The sequence below is a fragment of the Cellulomonas sp. P2_F12 genome, from assembly GCF_056403775.1.
On record NZ_JBFUEV010000002.1, the window covers coordinates 58,972 to 82,651 of the forward strand.

A 23,680-nucleotide genomic window follows, 5' to 3' on the forward strand; every position below is an offset into this window, starting at 1 on the left:
GCTCTCAGACGGCCGCGGCGAAGCGGTTGGGGACGTCGGTCGGCAGGCCCAGCAGCCCGCGCAGGGTCGGTGCGTCGTACGCGGTGCGGGCCAGGCCGCGGCGGCGCAGCTCGGGCAGCACGTCGGCCACCAGCGCGTCGAGGTCGTCCGGCAGCACGGCGGGGCGGAACCGCACGCCGTCGTACCCGAGCCGCGTCCAGGCCTCCACCAGGTCGGCCACGTCGCGCGCAGACCCGGTGACGATGCGCGCGTCAGTGGCCCAGCCCCCGGCCCGGGAGTCGAGACGAGCGAGCCGCGCGGCACCGGTCTCGCCGCCCGCGTCCAGCACGACGGCGAGGTCCGCCACCACGCGCAGCGGCTCGCCCGTGCGCCCGACGGAGTCCTCAGCGGTTCGGACCTCGGCCAGGATCGACGCCGCCGACGAGTCGTCGTGCGGCGTCACGAACACCACGTCGGCCGAGCGCGCGGCGAGTTCGTACGGCACGGTCGCGTGCGCGAGCGCGGTCACCACCGGCTGGCCCTGGGGCGGGCGGGGGGTGATCGACGGGCCGCGCACGGAGAACCACGGCGTCTCGATGTCGACGCGGTGCACCTTGTCGCGGTCGATGAACCGGCGGGTCTCGGCGTCGCGGATCTCGGCGTCGACCTCCCAGCTGTCCCAGAGGGCGCGGACGGTGTCGACGACGGCGGCGGCCTCGTCGAACCGCTCGCCGATGGCCTCGGCCCCACGACCCGCCAGGTAGTCCTCGATCGTCAGCGTCGGGAAGTCGCGCCGACCCGTCAGCGACGTCTCGTCGGTCAGCCCCGAGACCCGCACCTGCCAGCCCGCGCGACCGCGGCTCGTGTGGTCGAGCGTGGCCAGCGCCTTGGCGACGTGGAACGGCTCGGTGTAGATCGTCGTCACGACAGGAACGAGGCCGACGTGGGTCGTCGCGGGTGCGACCCGGGCCGCGACGAGCTCGGCGTCCAGCCGTACTCTCACGCGATCGGTGCGCTCGCCGGCCGGGTCGTCCCGCGGGTCGGCCGGGACGCCGAAGCTGTCCTCGAACGTCACCAGGTCGACGACGCCGGCCTCGGCGCGCCGGGTCAGGTCGACCCAGTACGCGCCGTCCGTGAGCGCCTCCGGGCGGGCGGCGTCCTCGCGCCAGGCGGCCGGGTGCCAGCCGGCGCCCTCGAGCGCGACGGCGACGATCGGGTGGTGGGCACGGTCGCTCGCCATGGAGCACTCCTTGCGACGTCGGGGCGACCCCTGCGGGTCTTGAGACGGCGGTGACGATAGGTCTGCGGCGGCCCGTGCCAACCCTTGTCCGGCGTCGTCTCGCATGGTGGATCCGCCGTCGCTCGCGTGGAACCACGGCGTGCAGGCGATCCCTGCGGCAAGGACCAGCAAGGTCGCGCAGAAGAGCAGCGACACGACGAACGACCCTGGGGTCACGACCGCCTGGGCGCCCCTGAACAGCAGGCCCGACGCGACCGCCACGCAGAACGTGGCCGACAGGCGCTGCGTCAGCTGCAGGAACGAGGCGGCGACGCCGTGGAAGCCGGCCGGCGCGAACCCGAGCGTGATCGCCCGCAGCGGCGGTTCGACCAGCCCGCTCGCGAAGCCCAGCAGCACCTCGATCGCCGCGACGACGACCAGGAACTCGCCGCCCTCCAGGCCGCGCGCGGCGACGGCGATGCCGACCAGGCACGCGACCTGCCCCAGCAGCGCGACCGGGACGGTCCGGGTGCCACGGCGGTGGAACACGCGCGGGGCGACCGACGAGGCCACGATCCGGCTCACCGCCGACGGCACGAGCACCAGCGCGACGGCGAGGGCGGGCTGGCCGGCACCCTGGATCAGGTAGAGCGTCAGGACGGTGCCGTGGGAGATGACGGACCCGAACCACAGCAGCGCGACGCCGTTGCCTGCGAGGAAGCCGGTCTGCCGCACGAGGGCGGGCGCGAACAGGGGCACCTTCCCGCGCCGCCCGTACCGCCGTTCCCAGCCGGCGAGCACCAGGATCAGCACCGGGACGGCGACGGCGACCAGCACCAGGGCCGCGGGATGGGCGCCCGGGTCGATCACCGGCAGCGTGGCCAGGACCGCGAGCGCGCCCAGCATCACCACGCCGGGGACGTCGACGTCCGGCCGCCGTCCACCGCGGGCCGCGGTCGGCAGGCAGCGCAGCGCGAGCACGAGCGTGGCGACGGCGAACGGGACGTTGAGCAGCAGCACCCCGCGCCAGCCCCACGCGGGCGGCAGCAACGACAGCACCGCGGCCGCCGCCAGCGGTCCGACCAGCGCGGCGGCCGCGCCCGCACTGGTGTACGCCGCGAGCGCCCGGACCCGCCGCGCCCCGACGAACAGGTCCTGGATGACGCCGAGCACCTGCGCGCTGATCAGGCCCGCGCCGAACCCCTGGACCAGCCGGCCGGCGACGACCCACCAGACGTTCCCGGCGCCGGCGGCCGCGAACCCGCCGACGACGAACACGACCAGGCCGGCGACGAAGAGCCCGCGCCGGCCGAACGCGTCGCCGAGCCGTCCCCCGGGTACGAGGCCCAGCCCGAACGTCAACGAGTAGGACGCGAGCACCCACTGGACCTGCCCCGTGCTCGCACCGAGCGCGGCGGTCATGCTGGGGACGGCGAAGCTGAGCACCACCGAGTCGAGCAGCGTCGCGAAGCCGGCGCCGAGGCAGCACGCCAGGGCCAGACGTCGTTGACGTTCGGTCACCGAGGAGCCTTCCGGTCGACGACGGTCCCGCAACCGCGCCGGACGCGCGGGCGGTGATTCCGGCGGACCGTAGGAACCCCACCGACCAGCGTCAACACGTCCCCGCGACTGCTCAGCATGCGGACCTGCCGCCTCGTCGGGTGGCCGAGGGTCCCGGCACGTTCGGTTGCTCCGTTCGGGTGAACGGGGCTGATCGCCGGACCGGTTCGACGGCTTTTGTCCCTCACGGGCCTGACGCCGGTGGGACCCGCGGCACGTCGCGCCCGGGTGGCGTTCCTACACTGCCGCGGTGCCCCGCTCCCGCGCCTGGCCGTCCCTCGTGGCGGCCCTCGTCGTCCTCGCGCTCGGCGCCGCCGTCGCCATGGGCGTCGGGCAGGCGCTCGGGCTGAGCTACACGCCCGCGGACACGCCGCCCACCGCGTCGCCGGGCGGCGCGGTGACAGCCCTCGCGCCCGCGCCGCAGATCGCGACGATCGACGTGCCGGCCGACGAACGGGTCGGGCTGGCCGCCACCGCCGTCACCGACGCGCTCACCGCCCGCGGCCTGCCGGCTCCGGCGGTCGGGACCGCGACGGGCGACGCCGACCTCACGGTGCGTATCGTCCCGGCGTTCGCCGACTCGGACGAGGCGTACCGGATCGAGCAGGACGCGAACGGCCGGTACGAGCTGCAGGCCTCCGGCCCGGCCGGGGCAGCCGCGGGCCTGTACGCGACCGCCGACCGGATCCGCTCCGGGGCCGCCGTGGTCGCCGACGGGGCCACGCAGGAGCCGCGGCTCGGCCTGCGGCTGACCGACTCGGGCTCGGTCGGGCGGGAGGCGGACCCCGAGGCGTTCGCCGCCGGCGACGACTACTCGCTGAACACGGACGTGGTCGCGGGCGCCGTGCTGCCGGCCGCCCCATGGGTGGACCAGGAGGCGGTCGCGCGCATCGACACCCAGTTCCGCCAGCTGGTGCAGCACGCGCTGCGGCAGGGGTACAACGGCGTCGTCGTGCCCGGATTCCTCGAGTACGTGACGTTCAGCGGCGTGGGCGACGGCCACCAGGTCTACCCCGAGGGCGACCCGCACGTGGACCGCGCGAAGGCGATGGTCGCGGCCTTCGGGCCGGTGTTCCAGTACGCCGCCGACATGGGCATGCACGTCTACCTGCTGACCGACATGCTCGCCGTCTCGCCGCCGCTCGAGTCCTACCTCGAGCGGACCGTCGGCGGCCTCGACGTCGACGACCCGGCGCTGTGGTCCGTCTACCAGGCGGGACTGTCCGAGCTGTTCGACAGCCTGCCGTTCGTCGACGGGCTCATGGTCCGCATCGGCGAGGGCGGCTCGGTCTACCAGGCCGGCTGGGACTACTCCTCGAAGCTCGCGGTGACCTCCGAGTCGTCGGTGCGGGCGATGCTGCACGCGCTCCTGGAGACGGCGGGAGCGCACGACCGCGACATCATCTTCCGGACCTGGACCGTCGGGGTCGGCGCCGTGGGCGACCTGCACACCAACCCGGACTCCTACGAGTCGGTGCTGGGCGACCTGGACGACCCGCACCTGATCGTGTCCACCAAGTACACGATGGGCGACTTCTACAGCCACCTGCCCCTGAACCCCACGCTCGCGGTCGGCACGCAGCGCCGGATCGTCGAGTTCCAGGCCCGGCGCGAGTTCGAGGGCTTCGGGTCCCTGCCGAACGACCTCGTCGCCGAGGAGGCGCAGGCGCTCCAGCAGTTCCTCGCGGCCAACCCGCACGTCGAGGGCATCTGGAACTGGACGCAGGACGGCGGCCCGCTGCGGGCCGGCCCGATGACCCTGTACCTGCGCACGGGGTTCTGGCAGATGTACGACCTCAACACCTACGGGGCCGGGCGGCTCGCCTGGGACCCCGACTCCGACCCGGCGCAGGTCACCACCGACTGGGTGCGGCAGACGCTGTCGGACGACCCGGCCACCTCCGCGGCGATCACCGACGCCCTCGGGCGGTCCCGCGAGGCGATCACCCGCGGCCTGTACATCGGTCCGTACGCGGAGCAGAGCGTCAAGGCGCTCGGCCTCGAGCCCCCGCCGATGATGTGGATCTTCGAGTGGGACATCGTCACCGGCGACTCGGCGGCGCTGGACAGCATCTACGCGGTCAGCCGCAGCGAGCTCGAGTCCGCCATCACCGACGGTGCCGGAGCGGCCGACGTCGCCGCCGGGATGCGCGCACAGGTCGCCACCACCGACCCCGGCTCGTGGCTCTCGCCCGAGCTCTACGACTCGTTCGTCGGCGCCCTGGACTACGAGACCGACCTGCTGGGCACGCTGGCGCCGTACCGCACGATGGTGCTGCGGCACGCGCAGTGGCTCGACACCGGCAGCGGCGCCGCCTACGACGAGTGGCGCCAGGCGGAGGCGCAGTACCGGACGGCACGGGCCGAGCACGTCTCGCGGTACGGCGGCGACGTCGACCTGCCGGCGTACAGCTTCACCGCCGCGGACCTGGGCAGCGACCGCGCCGACCGCGACCCGGCCATGGCCTGGTTCGCCCGGGTCCTGCTCTTGCTCACGCTCGCCGCCCTGGCGCTCGGCACCCGTCTCGGTCGGCGGGTCCCCGGCGCGACGGCGTTCCGCGCGCTGCTCGTCGCGGCGACCCGCCCGTGGCGGATCACGCAGGTCCCCGCGCCGACGACGCGCACCGACCGGGTGCTGGTGTGGGCGGTCCCCGCCGTCGTCCTGGTCGCCAGCCGGGAGGTCTACACCTGGTTCGCCGCGCCGGCTCACCTCGTCATCGCGCTCGGCTCCTGGCTCGTGCTCGCGCTCCTGCTGCGGCTGCTCGTCGGCCGTCGCGACCCGTTCCTGCTGTGGGCCGCGCTCGGCGGCGTGATCCTGCTGCGGACGGTCGTGCTGCTCGTGGCCCTGTCCGTCCGCGGCCCGGGCCGCTACTGGTTCGGCTTCTGGACCGCCCCGACCGCGCGCACGGCGTACATCACCGTGGCGTTCGGCGCCTTCTGCTGGCTGTTCGTCGTGGTCGCCGTCGTCCTGCGGCGCGCGTACGGGCTCCGTTCGGCCCGTGCCGTCGGGCTCACGGCCGTGGCGGGCGGGCTCACGCTCGCGATCGCCGCCGGCGCCGTCGCGGCCATCGGGCTGGAGCACGCCCTGACCGTGTGGAACGACCAGATGGCCCTGCTGCCGTGGGGGCTCTCGCGGATCCTCGGCATCACCGTCTACCTCGGGATCCCCACCTGGCTGCCCGCGGCGCTGGCCGTCGTCGGGGTCGTGGTCGCGGTGGTCGGTGTCGTGCTGGCGCTGCTCGGGCGGCGCCGGACAGCGGAGGCCCGGCCCGCTGGAGATTCACTCTCCGGGTCTGCTGGGTAGGGTCGCTACGACCGCACCAGTCGTGACCAGAGGGGCCGCTCCGTGCACAACGTCGAGCTCTTCGTGCTGGTCACGGGAGCCGTCGCGGTCACCGCGGTGTGCCGGCGGCGCGGGTGGCCCGCCCCGCTGGTCCTGGTCGCCGTCGCGATCGTCGTGTCGTTCGTGCCGGGGGTGCCGCGGTACGAGATCGAGCCGGAGATCCTGCTCGAGTTCGTGCTGCCGCCCCTGCTGTACTCCGCGGCGCTGTCCAGCTCGTACCGCGACTTCCGGTCGTCCCTGAACTCGATCACCCGGCTCGGTGTCGGGCTCGTGCTGGTCAGCGCGATCGCGGTCGCGCTCGTGTTCTGGTGGGCCGAGCCGGCCGTGCCGCTGACCGCCGCCCTGGTGCTCGGCGCGGTCGTCGCACCGCCGGACGCGGTCGCCGCGGCCGCCGTCGGCAAACGCCTGGGCCTGCCCCGGCGCGTCATGACATTGCTCTCGGGCGAGAGCCTCATCAACGACGCGACCTCGCTCACGCTCTACAAGGTGGCCCTCGCCGGCGTCGCGACGGGCACCTGGGCGCTCGCCGAGGGGGTGGCGGTGTTCGCGCTGGCCGTCGCCGCCGGGGTGACCGTCGGGCTCGTCATCGCGTTCGTGGTGCACCGGGTCCGGCTACGGCTGGACGACCCGGTGGTGGCCTCCGCGATCGGGCTGCTCACCCCGTTCGCCGCCTACTGGCTGGCCGAGGAGCTGAAGGGCTCCGGGGTGCTCGCGGTCGTCGCCGCGGGGCTGTACCTGGGGCACACCTCCCCGCAGGCGGGCTACGCCACCCGGCTCTACGAGGAGCCGATCTGGTCCACGGTCGACCTCGTGCTGGAGTCGTTCACGTTCGCTCTCATCGGCGTGCAGCTGCCGTGGGTGGTGCGGGACGTGATCGCCTCCGACCAGGGGCTGCGGCACGGGGTCGCGGTGTCGCTGATGGTGCTGCTCGTCGCGATCCTGGTCCGGCCGGCCTACATCTTCGCCACGGCCCGGTTCGACCATCTGCGCCTGCGCGGCAGCCACCGACCCGCCAAGGACAAGCTGACCGCGCGTGAGTCGGCGGTCGTGTCGTGGGCGGGCATGCGCGGGGTGGTGACGCTCGCCGCGGCCGCCGCGATCCCGCTGACCAGCGCCGGTCAGCCGTTCCCCGAGCGGGCCACCATCCAGCTCGCCGCCTACACCGTCGCCATCGGCACGCTGCTGGTCCAGGGGCTCACGCTCCCCTGGGTGATCCGGCGCCTGGGGGTCGGGTCGGCCGACGAGACCGCGCAGGACGCCGCTCAGGAGGCCGCCGTCCGGGTGGCCACCGCCGACGCCGTGCACGACGTGCTCGAGCGGCAGCGCGAGGACTGGAGCAGGAACCTCGGCCCGGAGCGGGCCGGCGAGCTCATCGACCGGCTCTCCGGGGTCTGGCGCGCCCGCGCGACGGCGGCCGCCGTGATGCTCGACCCCTCCTCGGCCGACGAGCTGGTGCCGGACGACGAGCCACCGCCCGAGCTGACCGGCGTGTCCGGCGCGATCCGCGAGGTCAGCCCGGCGCGCGTGCCGACCCCCGAGGAGGGCCTGCGCACCCAGCGGCTTCGCCGCGAGATCGTGGCCGCGCAGCGCGACGTGCTCATGGACAAGCGGGACTCCGGAGAGCTCGACGAGACCGTCATGCGCCGGATGATGCGCGAGCTGGACCTGGAGGACGAGAGCCTGTCGTCGTCGTGGGTCGAGCGGGTGCGCCGGGCATGAGAGGACGTTCGGCCCACAATCGGACGCTCCCCGCTGCGTAACGTCGAGAACGTCGAGCCGCAAGGTCTCGACATGGCCTCGACAGGGAGAAGACCGGTGACCGTCACGGATCACACCACGTCCCGCACGACCGCCACGAAGGGCAGCCCGACCCCCCAGGAGTCCGACCCGGCGCCCGCGATCGACCAGCTGGTGGCGCAGGGCGCCAAGGCGCTGGCCGAGTACGCGCGCTTCACGCAGGAGGACGTCGATCACCTGGTGAAGAAGGCCTCGGTCGCCGCCCTCGACAAGCACGGTGAGCTCGCGCTCCTCGCGGTGAACGAGACCGGCCGAGGCGTGTTCGAGGACAAGGCCGTGAAGAACATCTTCGCGTGCGAGCACGTCACCAACTCGATGGCGAACCTCAAGAGCGTCGGGGTGATCTCCCGCGACGAGCTCACGGGCATCACCGAGATCGCCGAGCCCGTCGGCGTCATCTGCGGCGTCACCCCGGTGACCAACCCGACGTCGACCACGATCTTCAAGGCGCTCATCGCGCTCAAGACCCGCAACCCGATCGTGTTCGCGTTCCACCCCAGCGCGCAGGCCTCGTCCGTCGCGGCCGCCCGCGTGGTGCGTGACGCCGCGGTCGCCGCAGGCGCCCCCGAGCACTGCATCCAGTGGGTCGAGCAGCCGTCGATCGCCGCGACCACGGCGCTCATGAACCACCCGGGCATCGCGCTGATCCTGGCCACCGGCGGCAACGCGATGGTCCGGGCCGCGTACTCGTGCGGCAAGCCCGCCCTGGGCGTCGGCGCCGGCAACGTGCCCGCTTACATCGAGAAGTCCGCCAAGCTGCAGCGGGCCGTCAACGACGTCGTGCTGTCCAAGGCGTTCGACAACGGCATGGTCTGCGCCTCCGAGCAGGCCGTCATCATCGACGACGTCATCTACGACGCCGCGATGGCCGAGTTCGCCGTGCTGCACGCCTACCGGGCGAACGCCACGGAGAAGACGCTGCTCGAGCGCTTCATCTTCGGGGTCGAGGCCGACGGGAAGAACTGCGCCGGCGCCAAGCTCAACGCGTCCGTCGTCGGTCAGAGCCCGCAGTGGATCGCCGAGCAGGCGGGCTTCACGGTCCCCGAGGACACCTCGATCATCATGGTCGAGGTCGGCTCCGTCGGGCCGCACGAGCCGCTGACCCGCGAGAAGCTCGCGCCCGTCCTCGCGGTGCTGCGTGCCACGTCGACCGAGCACGGCATCAGCCTGGCCGAGCAGATGGTCGAGTTCGACGGCCTGGGTCACTCCGCCGCGATCCACACGCAGGACGACGCCCTGACCGACGAGTACGGCAGCCGGGTCAAGGCCGTCCGCATCATCGCCAACGCGCCCTCGTCGCTGGGCGGCATCGGCGACATCTACAACGCGTTCATCCCGTCGCTGACCCTCGGCTGCGGCTCGTACGGCCACAACTCCGTGTCCAACAACGTCTCGGCGGTGAACCTGGTGAACGTCAAGCGGATCGGGCGTCGCAACAACAACCTGCAGTGGTTCAAGGTGCCGGCAAAGACGTACTTCGAGCCGAACGCCATCCGCTACCTCGCGGACATGCCCGACGTCGAGCGCGTGACGATCGTGACCGACTCGACCATGACCACGCTGGGGTTCGTCGACAAGATCATCGACGTGCTCAACCGCCGCTCCTCGAAGGTCGCCCTGCAGATCATCGACCAGGTCGAGCCCGAGCCGTCGGTCCGTACAGTCCAGGCCGGGGCCGCGCAGATGCGCCACTTCCGCCCCGACACGATCATCGCGCTGGGCGGCGGCTCCCCGATGGACGCCGCGAAGGTCATGTGGCTGCTGTACGAGCACCCGGAGATCAACTTCTCCGACCTCAAGCAGAAGTTCTTCGACGTCCGCAAGCGCGCGTTCAAGTTCCCCGTGCTGGGCGAGCTCGCGCAGCTGGTGTGCATCCCGACCACCTCGGGCACCGGCGCGGAGGTCACGCCGTTCGCGGTCATCAGCGACCCGGAGGCCGGCAAGAAGTACCCGCTGGCCGACTACGCGCTGACCCCGTCGGTCGCGATCATCGACCCGGTCCTGACCGCGAAGATGCCGGCCTCGCTGGCGGCCGACTCGGGCTTCGACGCCCTCACGCACGCCACCGAGGCGTACGTCAGCGTCTACGCCAACGACTTCACCGACGGCATGGCACTGCACGCCGTCCGCCTGATCTTCGAGAACCTCGCGATGTCGGTGAACGGTGACCCGGCCGACCCCGCGACGCAGGACGCGCGAGCGACCATGCACAACGCCGGCACCATCGCCGGCATGGCCTTCGGGAACTCGTTCCTGGGCATCGTGCACGCGATGGCGCACGTCGTCGGCTCGACCTACCACCTGGTCCACGGCCGCACGAACGCGACCCTGCTGCCGCACGTCATCCGCTACAACGGCACGGTCCCGACCAAGCTGACCAGCTGGCCCAAGTACGAGCACTACGTGGCACCGGAGCGGTTCCAGCAGCTCGCCGCCGCGCTCGGGCTGCCGGCGTCGACCCCGGCCGAGGGCGTGGAGTCGTACGCGCTGGCGGTCGAGTCGCTGCGGGCTCGCGTGGGCATCCCGTCGTCGTTCCAGGCGCAGGGTGTCGACGAGCAGGAGTTCCTGGCTCGGCTCGACGAGGTCGCGATGGGTGCCTACGAGGACCAGTGCGCCCCCGCGAACCCCCGGATGCCGATGATCGGCGACATGAAGGACCTGATGACTGCGGCGTACTACGGCACGTCCCTGGGAGACGTCCGTGCCCGCCGCAGCGAGCAGGCAGCAGCCGAGCGGGTCCCCTCCCCCGCGCTGTAGCCGCTCGCCGCCGACGCCCCGCCTCCACAGAGGGCGGGGCGTCGGCCCCTTCTCGCTGGGCGTGTCGGTGCGCAGAGAGGCAGACTGTGGGCCCGACCTGACCCGAGCACCGGAGGACCGCATGCCCAGCCCGATCCGCCCTCGACTCGCCCGCGTCGGAGCCCCGCTGGTCGCCGTCCTCCTCGCCGCGGGCCTGGCAGCGTGCTCCAGCTCCGACATCGACGACGCCAAGCAGAAGGCCAAGGACGCCGCGAGCCAGGCGCAGACCGCGGTCGACAACCTCAAGTCCCAGGTCGCCGACGCCCAGGCCGAGGCCGACGCCGCCGCGCAGAAGATCACCGACCTCAAGACCCAGCTGGGCACCCTCGACGACTCCGCGACCAAGGCCGTCACCGACGCACAGAGCGCCGTCGCCGACGCCCAGGCAGCGCTCGAGAAGGCCAAGTCCGACGGGTCCGCCGCCTCGCAGCAGTCGCTCGACGACGCCAAGGCCCAGCTGGCCGACGCCAGGAGCGAGCTCGACACCGCCAAGGGCAACGCCACCGGCGCCGCCGCCGACGGTCTCGACCAGATCTCCCAGCAGCTCGCCACGCTCAGCGACAAGCTGGACGCCGCCGGCAGCTGATCGATCCGTTGCGCTCGCTCTCCACGGCCCGGCGGCCGCGAACGACGGCATCGTGTCGTGGAGCGGCGATCCGTTGCGCGCTCGCCTCTCCACGGTCCAGCGACGACGAACGACGGCATCGTGTCGCAAGTCGGCGATCCGTTGCGCGCCGAAAGGGTGAATTCGATGCTCGTCGGCGCGGGATGTTGTACCTGGGGCGGGACGTGCCGATCTTCTAGGTATGGCCGAACGTCAGGCGCAGCGGGTTCTGCGGAGACACCACGTGGAGTGGTGGATCGTCGCAGCCTGGGCGTCCCTTGCACTGGTCGTGGTCGCGGGCCTCACCGCCGCGTCCGGACTGGTGAGCTGAGCGCACCCGCTCACGACCCGTCGGCGACGGGTCGGTTCCCCGCCACCCCCTAACCTCGGTGCATGACTGCACCCCGCTGGCAGGACGTCGCCCGCGCGACCGGGTTGATGGGCGACGACGGCGTCCCCCGGGCCACCGTCTTCGCGGAGATGTCGGCGCTCGCCGCGCGCACCGGCGCCGTGAACCTGGGGCAGGGATTCCCCGACGTCGACGGCCCCGCGTCCGTCGCCCGGGCCGCCTCCGAGGCGATCGCCGCGGGCGCGAACCAGTACCCGCCCGGCCCGGGGATCCCCGCCCTGCGCGAGGCGGTCGCCGAGCACCAGCGGGACCGGTACGGCCTGCGCTGGGACCCCGGCACCCAGGTGCTGATCACCGCCGGCGCCACCGAGGCCATCGCGGCGACCGTGCTGGCGCTGGCCGGCCCGGGCGACGAGGTGCTCACGCTCGAGCCGTTCTACGACTCCTACGCGGCCGTCATCGCCATGGCCGGCGCGACCCACACCACGGCGCCCCTGCGCGCGACGGCCGGCGGGTTCCGGCTCGACCTCGACGCGCTGACCAGGGCGTTCACCGCCCGGACCCGGCTGGTGCTGGTGAACACCCCGCACAACCCGACCGGCACTGTGCTGACACGCGACGAGCTCGCGGCGATCGCCCGGCTGGCGGTCGCGCACGACGCGCTGGTGGTGACCGACGAGGTGTACGAGCACCTGGTGCTGGACGGGTCCGACGCCGTGCACGTCCCGATCGCGACCCTGCCCGGCATGGCCGAGCGGACGCTCACCATCTCGTCGGCCGGCAAGACGTTCTCGTTCACCGGCTGGAAGATCGGCTGGGTCACCGGCCCGGAACCGCTGGTCACCGCCGTGCGCACCGTGAAGCAGTTCCTCACGTACGTCAACGGTGCGCCGTTCCAGCCCGCGGTCGCGTTCGCGCTGCGCGACCCGGACGTCGCCGCCTGGGTGGTCGAGCTCGCCGCCTCGCTGTCCCGCCGGCGGGACCTGCTGTGCGGCGGCCTGGAGGACGCAGGCTTCGCGGTGGTCCGGCCGCAGGGCACCTACTTCGTCCTGGCCGACGCGACCCCGCTCGGGTACACCGACGGCGCCGCGCTGTGCCGGGACCTGCCCGCGCTCGCCGGCGTGGTCGGCGTGCCCGTGTCCGCGTTCACGCATGCCGGGTCCGACGTCGACACCGCCCTGCGGCCGTGGGTCCGGTTCACCTTCGTCAAGCGCGACGAGGTGCTGGCGCAGGCCGTCGAGGGCCTGCACCGGCTGCACCGGGCCTGACGGCCTCAGCCTCGGGCGGCCAGCCGCCGTCGTCCCACTGCGAGAGCCAGACCCGCGCCCACCAGCGAGAACGCGACCAGGAGCCCGGTCACCGGGTCCGACCCCGTGTGCGCGAGCGAGGTCGGGTGCGCCCCGCCGGAGATGTGCACGGTGACCTTCACCGTGGTCGGGTGGGCGGCCGGCTTCGGGGTCGCGGGCGCCGGCGTCCCCGCGGGCACAGTGACCGTCACCTGGAGGACCGGCGGCGCCGCCAGCGTCGAGATCGGCGGCGGCGGGTACGTGACCGTCATCGTCGCCGTGACGTCCTGCCCGGCCGTGTTGGTCACCTGGTAGTCGAGGTGCGCGTCGCCCTGGAAGTCGGGCACCGGCGTGAAGACGACCAGGCCGTCGTCGACGGTCCAGGTGCCCTCGCCCGGCACGGTCACCGAGCTCACCGGCAGGCCGCTCACCGGGTCGAGCAGCTGGACGCTGGTCGGGTCCCACGCGAGGTTGTCGCCGGGCACGTCGTTGATCAGCTCGGTGAGGGTCGTCGGCTGCCCGGGCACGCCCGTCGCGGTGTCGTCGACGGCGTGGGCCAGCTGCACCGGCGCCGTCACGTGGACGGTCACCGTGGCGTCCGTGGTCTGCCCGGAGGAGTCCGTCGCGGTGTAGGTGAAGGTGTCCGTGCCGCCCCAGCCCGGGGTCGGCGTGTAGGCCCAGCTCCCGTCCGGGGCGATGGAGACCGTCCCGTGCGCGGGCGGGCCGACCGCGGTCACCTCGAGGTCCGAGCCGGAGTCGTTGACCAGCACGCCCGGGGCGTCGCCGGTGGTGGTCACGTTGGCCGGCACGGTGCCCAGGTCGTCGTCCGCGGCCTGCGGCGTGACGGTGATCGTCACGGTCGCCCCGTCGGAGAGCGGACCGTTCGAGGCGACGTACGTGAAGGTGTCCGTCCCCGAGAAGTCGGGGTCGGGCTCGTAGCGCAGCCCGCCGGTCGGGTCCAGGACCACGGTGCCGTGCGCCGGGGTCGACGGGGAGCCCGCGGTGAGGCCCGTGCCGACGTCGTTGACCAGCACGCCGGGTGCCGGGACGGTGAGCGGCGTGTTCACCGTGGTGGTCCACGCGTCGTCTCCCGCGACCGGCGTGACCGTGATCCGCACGGTGGCCGTGGCCTTCTGGCCGTAGTCGTCGGTGACGGTGTACTGGAACTGGTCAGGCCCGACGTAGCCCGTCGCCGGCGTGTAGGTGAAGGACCCGTCGGGGTTGGTCGTCACCGTGCCGTGCCCGGGCGTCGTCGTCGCCGACGTCACCACGCTGAGCCGGGTGCCCGCGTCGTTGACCAGCACACCCGGGGCGGGCAGCACCAGCGGCGTGTTGACCGGCGTCGTCGTCGCGTCGTCGACCGGCACCGGCGCGGTGGGGACCGGGAGCACGTCGAGCTGGGTCGCGGTCTGCTTGGACGGGAAGTAGGTCCACAGGTCGAGGCCCTTGGCGTCCCCGAGCGTGCCGCCCGTCGTCGGGCAGTACTGGTTGGCGTTGAGGCCGGCGCCGTCGCCGAACGCGCGCGAGTTGGTGGTGCTGTCGACGCCGGTCACCGGGTCGGCGAACCGCTGGGCGGGCAGCGGCGTCGAGAAGGCCGCGCACACCGTGCCCGAGGTCAGGTCGCCCACGCGGACGCCGGTGCTCGACAGGTACGTGCGGTCGTCGTAGAACACCCGCGTGCAGTTGGTGCCCGTGCTGGCCGCCCCGGTGAAGGGGCAGACGCCGGCCGGGGGGTTGAGCAGCGTGATGCTGGGACCGCCCTGGGTCGAGCTCTCCACGTCGAGCATGGGCGCGTGGTACTCCCCGGCGCGCAGCACCGCCCGCACCGCGTACCCGTTCTTCACGGGCAGCGCGACGCCGCTGTTGTCCTTGCCGTCCCAGGTCACGGTGAACGTGCCGGCGGGCACGACCCCGCGGAGCGCGCGGTTGCCGGGCAGACCGGCGTCGAAGTTGGCGCCGTCGCGCGAGATGACGATCTCGTAGGTGCCGCCCGAGCCGGCGTCGAGCCGGAACGTGCCGCCCTGGCCGACGTAGCTGCCGTGGGTGGTGGCCAGCCCGCTGAAGTCGACGGCGCTCAGCGTCGGCGGGACCGGGGTGGTCGGGATGCCGAGGGCGGTCAGCGTCTCGGGCGCCAGCGGCTCGAACGACAACGGGTACTGCGCCTTGGCCAGGTGCACGCCGCCGACCAGCGACGGCAGCGTCTGCGGGGCGGTGCCGGTGCCGACGACGTCGTGGTTCAGGGGCGTCTTCCCGTCGGCGTCGAGGAACCCCTCGCGGTTGCCGTAGAACACGAACCCGTTGGGGTCGAAGCCGTGGGTGTCCACCGCGTAGCGGTAGCCGTCGAGCGTGTTGAGGAACAGCTTCATGGTCACCGGGCGCGGGTTGCCGCCCGTGAACCCGGCCAGCACGTACGTGAACGCGCGCCCCGGGATGTCGACCACGGAGGACGCGGAGGTGCCCGCGCGGACCGTGAGGTCCCAGGCGTTGACCGACGAGCCGGCCGCCGCGGTGAAGCCGCCCGACGGGCTGAGGTCCCGGTCGGGCGACCCATCGGCGGCGTTGCTGATCCCCGCCGACCCGAAGAACGCGACGCGGTAGAGGCCCGTGGTCGGCGCGGTGTACACGCACGGCACGTAGCCGGCGGTGTGCTGCGTCCCGTCCACCGACTGCGCGCGCGACAGCTCCTGGTTCCGCGCGCTGATCTTGCCGACCAGGCTCGCCGCGTCCACCCGGTGCGCCGCGCAGCTGAACCCGTTGGTGCCGTCGACCACCACCGGCAGCGTGCCGGCCTCGGTGTCGGTGATCACGCCGGGGTTCCAGATCGCGATGTCCGCGCTGCCCGTCCCGATCGACGACGAGCCCGTGAGGATCTGCTCGCCGGCCCGCGCGAACACCGTGAACAGCGTGCGGCGCTGGATCTGCGTGTCCCCCGCGGGGCCGTACGCGTTCGTCCTCCACTCGAGCGCAGCCCGGCACGGGTGGCTCGCGTCGCACGCCGCGTCGGAGGTACCGACGCGGGGGAACAGGTCGGCGCTGCCCGAGGCCACGGCGGGCACGGCGGCACCGCCGAGCGCGAGCACGGCGACGAGGAGGCTGAGCACGAGGCGACGCAGCATGCGGTTCCTTCCGGCGGCCTCACACGCTCAGGGGGTCTCCCGGCGTGCGGTCGTCGAGGCGGGGGTCGACGGGCACGCTAAAGACATCGGCAGATGCACGGCAGGGCCGGACGGGTCACCGGGCGGTGCAACCGCAATTCACCCGTGCGACTTGTCCCGGCATGGGCGAAACGCCTGGTCAGCAGGCCGTCTCGGCGTCACTCGAACGTGTATCGGGCGGGGAGGCTCAGACCGCCCAGGCGCCGTCGCGGTGGTACGCGGGCGTGGCAAGCGCGAGCACCAGCAGTGCCGCGGCCGAGGCGCCGACCATCACCGCGGCCATCGCCACGGCGTCCCCACCGAGCAGCCCCGACAGCGGGCTGACGATGCCCGAGACGCCGGCCTGCGTGGCCCCGATGACCGCCGCGGCGGTGCCCGCCACCTCCCCGTGCCGGCTGAGCGCGAGCGCGGAGGCGTTGGGCGGCACGAAGTTGACCATCGCGAGGATGAGCCACAGGACCACCAGCAGCGCGGTCAGGCCGCCCCAGCCCGTGATCGCGATGGCGAGCAGCACGAGCGTCAGGCCCAACGAGACCGGCAGCACGACGCGCACGATCCGGATGGGCGCGACCCGCCGGACGAGGGACGCGTTGACCTGCGCGCCGGCGACCAGGCCCATCCCGTTGACGGCGAACAGCAGCGAGAACTGGTGCGCGGACAGCCCGTACCCCTCGCGCAGCACGAACGGGGACGCGACCACGTAGCTCATCAGCACGGCGACGCCGAGGCCGGGCAGGATCGCCAGCGCGACGAAGTGCCGGTCCCGCAGCAGCCGCCGGTACCCGGACAACGCGGCTGTGAGGCCTCCCTCGCGACGCTTCTCCGGCGGCAACGTCTCCGGCAGCCGGCGCCAGACGACGACCCACAGCACCACGCCGAACAGCGCGAGCGCACCGAACACCCCGCGCCAGCCCCACTCCCCGGCGATGAGCCCGCCGATCGACGGCGCGAACAGCGGGGCGACGCCGATGACGAGCATGAGGCGCGACATGAGGCGCGAGGCGTCAGCGCCGACGAACCGGTCCCGGATGATCGCCATCGCGACCACGCTGGCGGACGCGTTGAAGAACCCCTGCATGGTGCGCAGCGCGATCAGCGGCACGATCGCCGGGGCCAGCGCGCAGAGCAACGAGGTCACGACGTGCAGCGAGACGCCGATGAGCACGGGCTTGCGGCGGCCGAAGCGGTCCGACAGCGGCCCGATGACCAGCTGGCCCACGGCACCGCCGATGAGCATCGCCGTCATGGTCAGCTGGGCGGCGGTGGCCGACGTGTGGAGGTCGCGCGCGACGTCGGGGAGCGACGGGAGGTAGATGTCGGTGGAGATGGCCGGCAGCGCGCACATCAGGCCCAGCAGCAGCACGTACTTGGCGTTGGGACGGTACTGCGGGGCGGGCGCGGTCCCGACGACCGGCACCACTCCCGGGGGTACGACGCCGGCGGCCGGCGCTGGGTCGGTCGGTGCGGGAGGGGTGGTGCGAGAAGTCATCGGGCCCCATCCTCCCACAGAAAACGAATCGATTCGATCTCGTCTCGATCCTCGGGCGCCCCGCCGGCCCGGCGCGCGTGGGTGCCTCCTGGCACGCTGAGTGCATGTGTGGTCGCTATGCCTCCTTCCGCGAGGACCAGGCGCTGGCCGACGAGTTCGCCATCGCCACCATCGCCGACGACGTCCGGCTCCTGCCGCCCTCGTGGAACGTCGCGCCGACCGACGGCGTGCGCATGGTGGTCGAGCGCGCGGACCGCGAGACCGGTGAGATCACCCGCCAGCTGCGGGTGGCTCGGTGGGGTCTGGTGCCGTCGTGGGCGAAGGACGTGTCGGTCGGCAACCGGATGATCAACGCCCGGGTCGAGTCGATCGGGGACAAGCCGGCGTTCGCCCGCCCCTTCGCGGTCCGCCGCGCCCTGCTGCCCGCCGACGGCTACTACGAGTGGAAGAAGCCCGACCCGGCGACCGGCAGCAAGCGCAAGCAGCCGTTCTACCTGCACCCCGCCGACGGCGACGTCGTCGCGCTGGCCGGGCTGTACGAGTTCTGGAAGGACCCGAGCAAGGCCGACGACGACCCCGACCGCTGGGTGGTCAGCGCGACCGTCATCACGCGGCCGGCCTCCGACGAGCTCGCGCACATCCACGACCGCCAGCCCCTCATGCTGCGGCCCGAGGCGTGGTCGGCGTGGCTCGACCCGGCCGTCGGCGCCGACGGTGCCCGCGAGCTCCTGGAGGCCCCCGCGCCGCAGATCGTCGCCACGCCGGTCTCGACGGCGGTCAACACCGTCGCGAACAACGGCCCGTCGCTGGTGGACGAGGTGGAGCCGGAGCCGACCGGCTAGTCCCGCGTCGGCAACGTGAGGATCTCGGCCCCGTCGTCCGTGATCGCGATCGTGTGCTCGCTGTGTGCCGTCCGGCCGCCCGTCGCGCTCCGGAGCGTCCACCCGTCGGCGTCGGTGACGAGCTCGTCGGTGTCCACCATGACCCACGGCTCCAGTGCGAGGAGCAGCCCGGGGCGCAGCGTGTACCCGCGGCCTGGCCGCCCGGTGTTCACGACGTGCGGGTCCTGGTGCATCGTCGACCCGATGCCGTGGCCCCCGAAGTCGGTGTTGATCGGGTAGCCAGCCGTGCTGAGGACCGTGCCGATCGCGTGGGAGATGTCGCCGATCCGGGCACCGGGTCCGGCCGCGGCGATGCCGGCACGCAGCGCGCGCTGCGTCGCGTCGATGATCGCGACGCTCTCCGGCGGCCGCGCGTCGCCGACGAGGAAGCTGACGGCCGAGTCCGCGGCGATGCCGCCCAGGGACACGGCGAGGTCGAGGGTCAGCAGGTCGCCGTCGGCCAGCGCGTAGTCGTGGGGCAGACCGTGGAGCACGGCGTCGTTCACGGACGTGCAGATGTAGTGGCCGAACGGCCCGCGCCCGAAGGACGGGGCGTAGTCGACGTAGCAGGACTGCGCCCCGGCCTCGCCGATCATCGCCTGGGTCCAGCGGTCGATGTCCAGCAGGTTCGTGCCGACCGTCGTGCGGCTCTTCACGGCCTGCAGGATGTCGGCGACGAGGGCGCCCGTGGCCCGCGCCCTGACCAGCTCGGCGGGGCTCAGGATCTCGATCATGCGGCGCTCTCCTGGTCCCGGGTCACGCCTACGCTCCCGCGGACCGCAGCCGGACCGGGTGGACCGTCCCGATCCCCGCCAGCCGCCGGGCGGGCCGCGGCTCGAGCACGAAGCGCGGGTCGTCCGACAGCGCCTGGGCCGTGGCGGCGTCGACCAGCACCGTGCTGGGATCGGCGATGTCGGTCAGGCGCGCGGCCAGGTTCACGTCGGGCCCGAACACGTCGCCGAACCGCGACAGCACCCGCCCCCAGACCAGCCCGACCCGCACGGGGGTGACGCCGCGAGCGCCCTCGAACAGGCCGCCGGTCGTGGTCTCGCGGTCGACGTCGAGCTCCTTGCCCAGCGCGTCGGCCAGACCGAGCGCGATGACCGCACCGGTGCCGGGGCTGTCGGCGACGAAGAGGACGGCGTCGCCGATGGTCTTCACGACGCGCCCGCCGGCGGCGGAGACGACGTCGCGCGCCGCGGCCTCGAACCGCTGGACGAACTGCGAGAGGTCGGTGGACCCGAGCCCGGCGGTGCGGCGCGTGAACGAGACCATGTCGGCGAACCCGACGGCGCGCGCGAGCGGCAGGGCGGAGCTGTCGGGGCCGGGCGCGCGGAGCTGCCCGAACTCGCCGGCGTACCGACCGGCGATCGCCGCCAGCTGTCGTCGGTACGAGTGCACCAGCTGCGCCTCGAGCACCGGCGCCAGGGAGGCCAGCCGGTCGAGGACGAGCAGCCGCGCGGTGGTGTCGTCGAGCTCGTACCGCCCCGCCATGTCCTCGACCAACGCCTCCACCTGCCACAGCGCGAGGCGGTCGGAGGTGTGCCCGAGGGCCCGGGTGACGGTCATGACGGTGCGCAGGTCCAGGCCGTGCTCGCGCACGAGGGCGGCGGCGCGGTCGATCGCCTCGGCGTCGCGCTCGGTGTAGATCGGGTCGTCCGGGTCGGCGTGCGGCAGCCCCATGGTGGTCCAGAACCCGCGGACCACGTCGATCTCGATCCCGGCGCGCTCCGCCAGGTCCCGGGCGCTCAGGGTGCGGGCCCCGCCCAGCAGCTCCGCGTCCAGCTCACCCACCGTCGACTCCACGAAGTCGAGGTCCTGCGATCGATCGTCCGGCACGGGTCGAGGGTAGTTCACCCGGCGGCGCGGACGTGGCGCACGTCACCCGCGAGCACGCGGTGGCTGACCCCGGCGTCGTCGACGACCACGAGCGCGCCGTCGTCGTCGAGCCGCTCCGCGAGGCCGCTCACCGAGCCGCCGCCGGGCAGCTCCACCCGCACGACGGTCCCGAGCGTGCCGCACACCGCGGCGATCTCGTCGGCCAACCCGGACCCGAGGGCGTCGCCACCCGAGTCGCGCCACCGCCCGGCCACCTCGAGCTGCGCCGCGACGAGCGCGACGAGCATCCCCTCGCGGTCCACGTGCTGGGCACCGGCGAGCGCGAGCGACGTGGCGCTGGGCACCGGCAGCTGCTCGAGGGTCTGGCTGACGTTGATCCCGATGCCGATGACGACCGCCGGCGACTGCCCGTCCGGCAGCGCGACGACCTCGGTGAGGATCCCGCCGATCTTGCGCGCCGCCCCCCAGCCCTCCACCTCGGTGTCGGCCGGCACCAGCAGGTCGTTGGGCCACTTGAGCGTCGCCGGGACCCCGGCGGTGGCCCGCAGCGCGTTCACGGCGCCGAGCCCGGCCAGCAGACCGATCCAGCCGAACGACGCCGCGGGCACGGGCGGATGCGTGACGAAGCTGCAGGTCAGCGAGGTTCCGGCGGGGGTCTCCCACGAGCGCCCGGCCCGGCCTCGCCCGCCGGCCTGGTGCTCCGCGACCAGCACGCTGGCATCCGGCCAGGACTGCGGGTCGGCCCGCAGGTCGGCGGCCAGGTCGGTGTTCGTCGACTCCGTGCGCTCGACGATCTCGACCCGCGAGAGCGGTCCGGCCGGGGCGAGCAGGAGGTCGCGGAGCTCGGCGACACGCAGCGATGGCATGGCGCCCATGATGGCGTGCGTTGTGGGAACCCGACACCCCGACGCGGGCAACACCGTGATCCGCCTGCACGTGCATGGAGGGCATCGACAACTAGCCTCGGTCGGGTGACAGACACCCAGCAGCCCGTCGACACGGCCCCGCGCACCACGGCTGCCAAGCTGGCGGACCTCGCCGAACGCTACGACGCCGCCCGGGACGCCGAGCAGTCGGCCGTCGACAAGCAGCACGCACGCGGCAAGCGGTCCGCCCGCGAGCGCATCGAGCAGCTCCTCGACGAGGGCTCGTTCACCGAGGTCGACGCGTTCGTGCGGCACCGGTCCACCAACTTCGGCCTGGACAAGAAGCGGATCGAGGGCGACGGCGTCGTCGTCGGGCACGGCACGGTCGACGGCCGCCCGGTCTGCATCTACTCCCAGGACTTCACGGTCTTCGGCGGCAGCCTGGGCGAGGTGCACGGCCAGAAGATCACCAAAGTCATGGACCTGGCCCTGCGCACGGGCGTCCCGCTCATCGGCATCAGCGACGGTGGCGGCGCGCGCATCCAGGAGGGTGTCGCGGCGCTGACCCAGTTCGCCGAGATCTTCCGCCGCAACGTCGCCGCGTCCGGGGTGATCCCGCAGATCAGCCTCATCCTCGGCCCGTCGGCCGGCGGCGCGGTGTACTCCCCCGCACTGACCGACTTCATCGTCATGGCCGACGGCACGTCCAACATGTTCATCACCGGCCCCGACGTCATCCGCGCGGTCACCGGCGAGGACGTCGGCTTCGAGGAGCTGGGCGGCGCCACCACGCACAACACCCGGTCAGGCGTCGCGCACTACATGGCCTCCGACGAGGACGACGCGTTCGACTACGTCCGCGCGCTGCTGACCTACCTGCCGCAGAACAACCTCACCGACCCGGTGACGTTCGACCACGTCGCGGAGCTGTCCCCCAACGAGTCGGACGAGGAGCTGGACACCCTCCTGCCCGACTCCGACAACCAGCCGTACGACATGCGGACCGTCATCGAGCACGTGCTGGACGACGGCGTACTTCTCGAGGTGCAGCCGCTGTACGCCCAGAACGTGCTGATCGGCTTCGGCCACGTCGAGGGGCACCCGGTCGGCATCGTCGCCAACCAGCCCATGTCGATGGCGGGCACCCTGGACATCAACGCCGCCGAGAAGGCCGCGCGGTTCGTGCGGACCTGCGACGCGTTCAACATCCCCGTGCTCACGTTCGTCGACGTCCCGGGATTCCTGCCCGGCACCGACCAGGAGTGGAACGGCATCATCCGGCGCGGCGCCAAGCTCATCTACGCCTACGCCGAGGCCACCGTCCCGCTCGTCACCGTCATCACCCGCAAGGCGTACGGTGGCGCGTACATCGTCATGGGCTCCAAGCAGCTCGGCGCCGACGTCAACCTGGCCTGGCCGACCGCGCAGATCGCCGTCATGGGCGCGGGCGGCGCGGTGAACATCCTGCAGCGGGGCGCGCTGAAGTCCGTCGCGGACGCGGGCGGGGACGTCGAGGCCGAGCGACGACGCCTGACCGCCGAGTACGAGGAGGCCATCGTGAACCCCTGGGACGCCGCCGACCGCGGCTACGTGGACGCGGTCATCGCGCCCGCGCAGACGCGCGCGGAGATCACGAAGGCCCTGCGGCTGCTGCGCACCAAGCGCGCCAGCCTGCCGCCCAAGAAGCACGGGAACATCCCGCTGTGAGCGAGCACGCGCACGACCACTCGGACGAGCACGGCGGGCACGACGACCCGGCGCACGGCCCGGAGCCGCTGGTCGGCGTCGACCCGGCGGACCTGCACGCCGCCGTCGCCGCGCTGGCCACCGCGCTGCACGGCTACGTCGACGTCGCGGTCGGCGTCCGCGCCGAGTTCGGGTCCACCGAGGCCGACGAGGACCCCCGCGTCCTGGCCCTGGAGTCGGAGATCGGCGGCCTGAACGCCAAGCTGTACGACCTCCTGCACGAGCGTCTCGGCCTGCACGCCGACCTCACGGGCATGTCCTGGGGCGACGACGAGCACGGCGACGCGGACGCCCCGCCCAGCGACGCGGAGATCGACACATTCCACCTCGGCTTCGTCGTCGGCCCCCCTCCCGGCACGTCGGACCTCTCGCTCGACTCCGTGCTGGACCTGGTCGAGCAGGGCGGCGCCGAGCTGGCGCAGCACCTGGTCGACGCCGGTTTCGAGGTCGGCGAGTGGGGCGTGTCCCGCGGGGCCGCCGTCGCGTTCGAGGAGGACGAGCACGACGACGAGGACGAGGACGAGGATGACTGACGCCGACGTCCAGGTCGTCCGGGGCACTCCCGACGACATGGAGCTGGCGGCCCTCGTCGCCGGCCTGATGGCGGCCGCGTCCGAGCGGGCGCGCCTCGCCGAGGTCACGGACCGGGCCGTCGCGGCGCCGTGGGCGGACCGCCGCCGCACCATGCGGGGCACCCGCGTGGGCCTGCGACCAGGCCCGGACGCGTGGCGCTGGAGCCTGCGGGGCTGACCCGATAAGCACGTGCTACCC

At 73.2% G+C, this 23,680-nt stretch carries 15 protein-coding genes; 9 read left to right on the top strand and 6 right to left on the bottom strand.

Translation table 11 applies throughout. From position 1 onward, the window contains the following. Positions 1-4: 4 nt before the first annotated feature. The gene (locus tag AC1DWH_RS05170) at positions 5-2,719 is read right to left on the bottom strand and encodes an MFS transporter (protein ID WP_477092777.1); all 2,715 of its coding nucleotides are present in this window, start codon (positions 2,717-2,719) and stop codon (positions 5-7) included. Positions 2,720-3,008: 289 nt separating this feature from the next. Here AC1DWH_RS05170 and AC1DWH_RS05175 point away from each other — a divergent pair, with 289 nt between their 5' ends. The 5 genes from AC1DWH_RS05175 (at position 3,009) to AC1DWH_RS05195 (ending at position 12,915) form a co-directional block, all read left to right on the top strand. Continuing rightward, the gene (locus AC1DWH_RS05175; RefSeq protein WP_477092778.1) at positions 3,009-6,062 is read left to right on the top strand and encodes a hypothetical protein; all 3,054 of its coding nucleotides are present in this window, start codon (positions 3,009-3,011) and stop codon (positions 6,060-6,062) included. A gap of 42 nt (positions 6,063-6,104) precedes the next feature. Beyond that, entirely contained in the window at positions 6,105-7,820 is a 1,716-nt protein-coding gene (locus AC1DWH_RS05180; protein WP_456846876.1) for a Na+/H+ antiporter, read from the top strand. A gap of 96 nt (positions 7,821-7,916) precedes the next feature. Then, positions 7,917-10,655: a bifunctional acetaldehyde-CoA/alcohol dehydrogenase gene (gene adhE / locus AC1DWH_RS05185; protein WP_477092779.1), complete on the top strand. Its 2,739-nt coding sequence runs from the start codon at positions 7,917-7,919 to the stop codon at positions 10,653-10,655. 121 nt (positions 10,656-10,776) lie between these two features. Then, the gene (locus AC1DWH_RS05190; protein ID WP_477092780.1) at positions 10,777-11,280 is read left to right on the top strand and encodes a hypothetical protein; all 504 of its coding nucleotides are present in this window, start codon (positions 10,777-10,779) and stop codon (positions 11,278-11,280) included. A gap of 411 nt (positions 11,281-11,691) precedes the next feature. Then, positions 11,692-12,915, top strand: a complete 1,224-nt coding sequence (locus AC1DWH_RS05195) for a pyridoxal phosphate-dependent aminotransferase (RefSeq protein WP_477092781.1) — start codon at positions 11,692-11,694, stop codon at positions 12,913-12,915. 5 nt (positions 12,916-12,920) lie between these two features. Here AC1DWH_RS05195 and AC1DWH_RS05200 read toward each other — a convergent pair whose 3' ends face one another. Beyond that, positions 12,921-16,049, bottom strand: coding sequence for an Ig-like domain-containing protein (locus tag AC1DWH_RS05200; protein ID WP_477092782.1), 3,129 nt, complete (start codon positions 16,047-16,049; stop codon positions 12,921-12,923). Between the two features lie 226 nt (positions 16,050-16,275). After that, positions 16,276-17,577, bottom strand: a complete 1,302-nt coding sequence (locus tag AC1DWH_RS05205; RefSeq protein WP_477092783.1) for a multidrug effflux MFS transporter — start codon at positions 17,575-17,577, stop codon at positions 16,276-16,278. A gap of 104 nt (positions 17,578-17,681) precedes the next feature. On the opposite strand from AC1DWH_RS05205, the gene AC1DWH_RS05210 reads away from it, so the two are divergent. Further along, positions 17,682-18,419, top strand: a complete 738-nt coding sequence (locus AC1DWH_RS05210; RefSeq protein ID WP_477092784.1) for an SOS response-associated peptidase — start codon at positions 17,682-17,684, stop codon at positions 18,417-18,419. Here the strand turns inward: AC1DWH_RS05210 and map are convergent. Genes map through AC1DWH_RS05225 form a run of 3 tightly spaced genes read right to left on the bottom strand, consistent with a single transcriptional unit; the run spans position 18,416 to position 21,163 of the window. Further along, positions 18,416-19,192, bottom strand: coding sequence for a type I methionyl aminopeptidase (gene map / locus AC1DWH_RS05215; protein ID WP_477092785.1), 777 nt, complete (start codon positions 19,190-19,192; stop codon positions 18,416-18,418). The genes AC1DWH_RS05210 and map overlap by 4 nt on opposite strands. Positions 19,193-19,220: 28 nt before the next feature. Beyond that, on the bottom strand, positions 19,221-20,297 hold the full coding sequence (locus AC1DWH_RS05220; protein ID WP_456845636.1) for an adenylate/guanylate cyclase domain-containing protein: 1,077 nt from the start codon (positions 20,295-20,297) through the stop codon (positions 19,221-19,223). A gap of 14 nt (positions 20,298-20,311) precedes the next feature. Beyond that, positions 20,312-21,163, bottom strand: a complete 852-nt coding sequence (locus tag AC1DWH_RS05225; protein WP_477092786.1) for a biotin--[acetyl-CoA-carboxylase] ligase — start codon at positions 21,161-21,163, stop codon at positions 20,312-20,314. A gap of 105 nt (positions 21,164-21,268) precedes the next feature. Between AC1DWH_RS05225 and AC1DWH_RS05230 the strand changes: the two genes are divergently transcribed. Genes AC1DWH_RS05230 through AC1DWH_RS05240 form a run of 3 tightly spaced genes read left to right on the top strand, consistent with a single transcriptional unit; the run spans position 21,269 to position 23,659 of the window. Continuing rightward, complete coding sequence (locus tag AC1DWH_RS05230; protein ID WP_456845638.1) at positions 21,269-22,870, top strand: acyl-CoA carboxylase subunit beta; 1,602 nt, start codon at positions 21,269-21,271, stop codon at positions 22,868-22,870. Then, positions 22,867-23,442: a hypothetical protein gene (locus tag AC1DWH_RS05235; RefSeq protein WP_477092787.1), complete on the top strand. Its 576-nt coding sequence runs from the start codon at positions 22,867-22,869 to the stop codon at positions 23,440-23,442. Before AC1DWH_RS05230 ends, AC1DWH_RS05235 begins: the two co-directional genes overlap by 4 nt. Beyond that, on the top strand, positions 23,435-23,659 hold the full coding sequence (locus AC1DWH_RS05240; protein ID WP_456845640.1) for an acyl-CoA carboxylase subunit epsilon: 225 nt from the start codon (positions 23,435-23,437) through the stop codon (positions 23,657-23,659). The genes AC1DWH_RS05235 and AC1DWH_RS05240 overlap by 8 nt, the downstream gene beginning before the upstream one ends. The last annotated feature ends 21 nt before the right edge of the window (positions 23,660-23,680 follow it).

Excerpts from the sequence above, each read along its gene's own strand:
- AC1DWH_RS05190 (WP_477092780.1), top strand. The coding sequence starts at position 10,777 with ATGCCCAGCCCGATCCGCCCTCGACTCGCCCGCGTCGGAGCCCCGCTG.
- AC1DWH_RS05205 (WP_477092783.1), bottom strand. The coding sequence starts at position 17,577 with ATGACTTCTCGCACCACCCCTCCCGCACCGACCGACCCAGCGCCGGCC.
- map (WP_477092785.1), bottom strand. The coding sequence starts at position 19,192 with ATGATCGAGATCCTGAGCCCCGCCGAGCTGGTCAGGGCGCGGGCCACG.
- AC1DWH_RS05210 (WP_477092784.1), top strand. The coding sequence starts at position 17,682 with ATGTGTGGTCGCTATGCCTCCTTCCGCGAGGACCAGGCGCTGGCCGAC.
- AC1DWH_RS05240 (WP_456845640.1), top strand. The coding sequence starts at position 23,435 with ATGACTGACGCCGACGTCCAGGTCGTCCGGGGCACTCCCGACGACATG.
- AC1DWH_RS05195 (WP_477092781.1), top strand. The coding sequence starts at position 11,692 with ATGACTGCACCCCGCTGGCAGGACGTCGCCCGCGCGACCGGGTTGATG.
- AC1DWH_RS05225 (WP_477092786.1), bottom strand. The coding sequence starts at position 21,163 with ATGCCATCGCTGCGTGTCGCCGAGCTCCGCGACCTCCTGCTCGCCCCG.
- AC1DWH_RS05200 (WP_477092782.1), bottom strand. The coding sequence starts at position 16,049 with ATGCTGCGTCGCCTCGTGCTCAGCCTCCTCGTCGCCGTGCTCGCGCTC.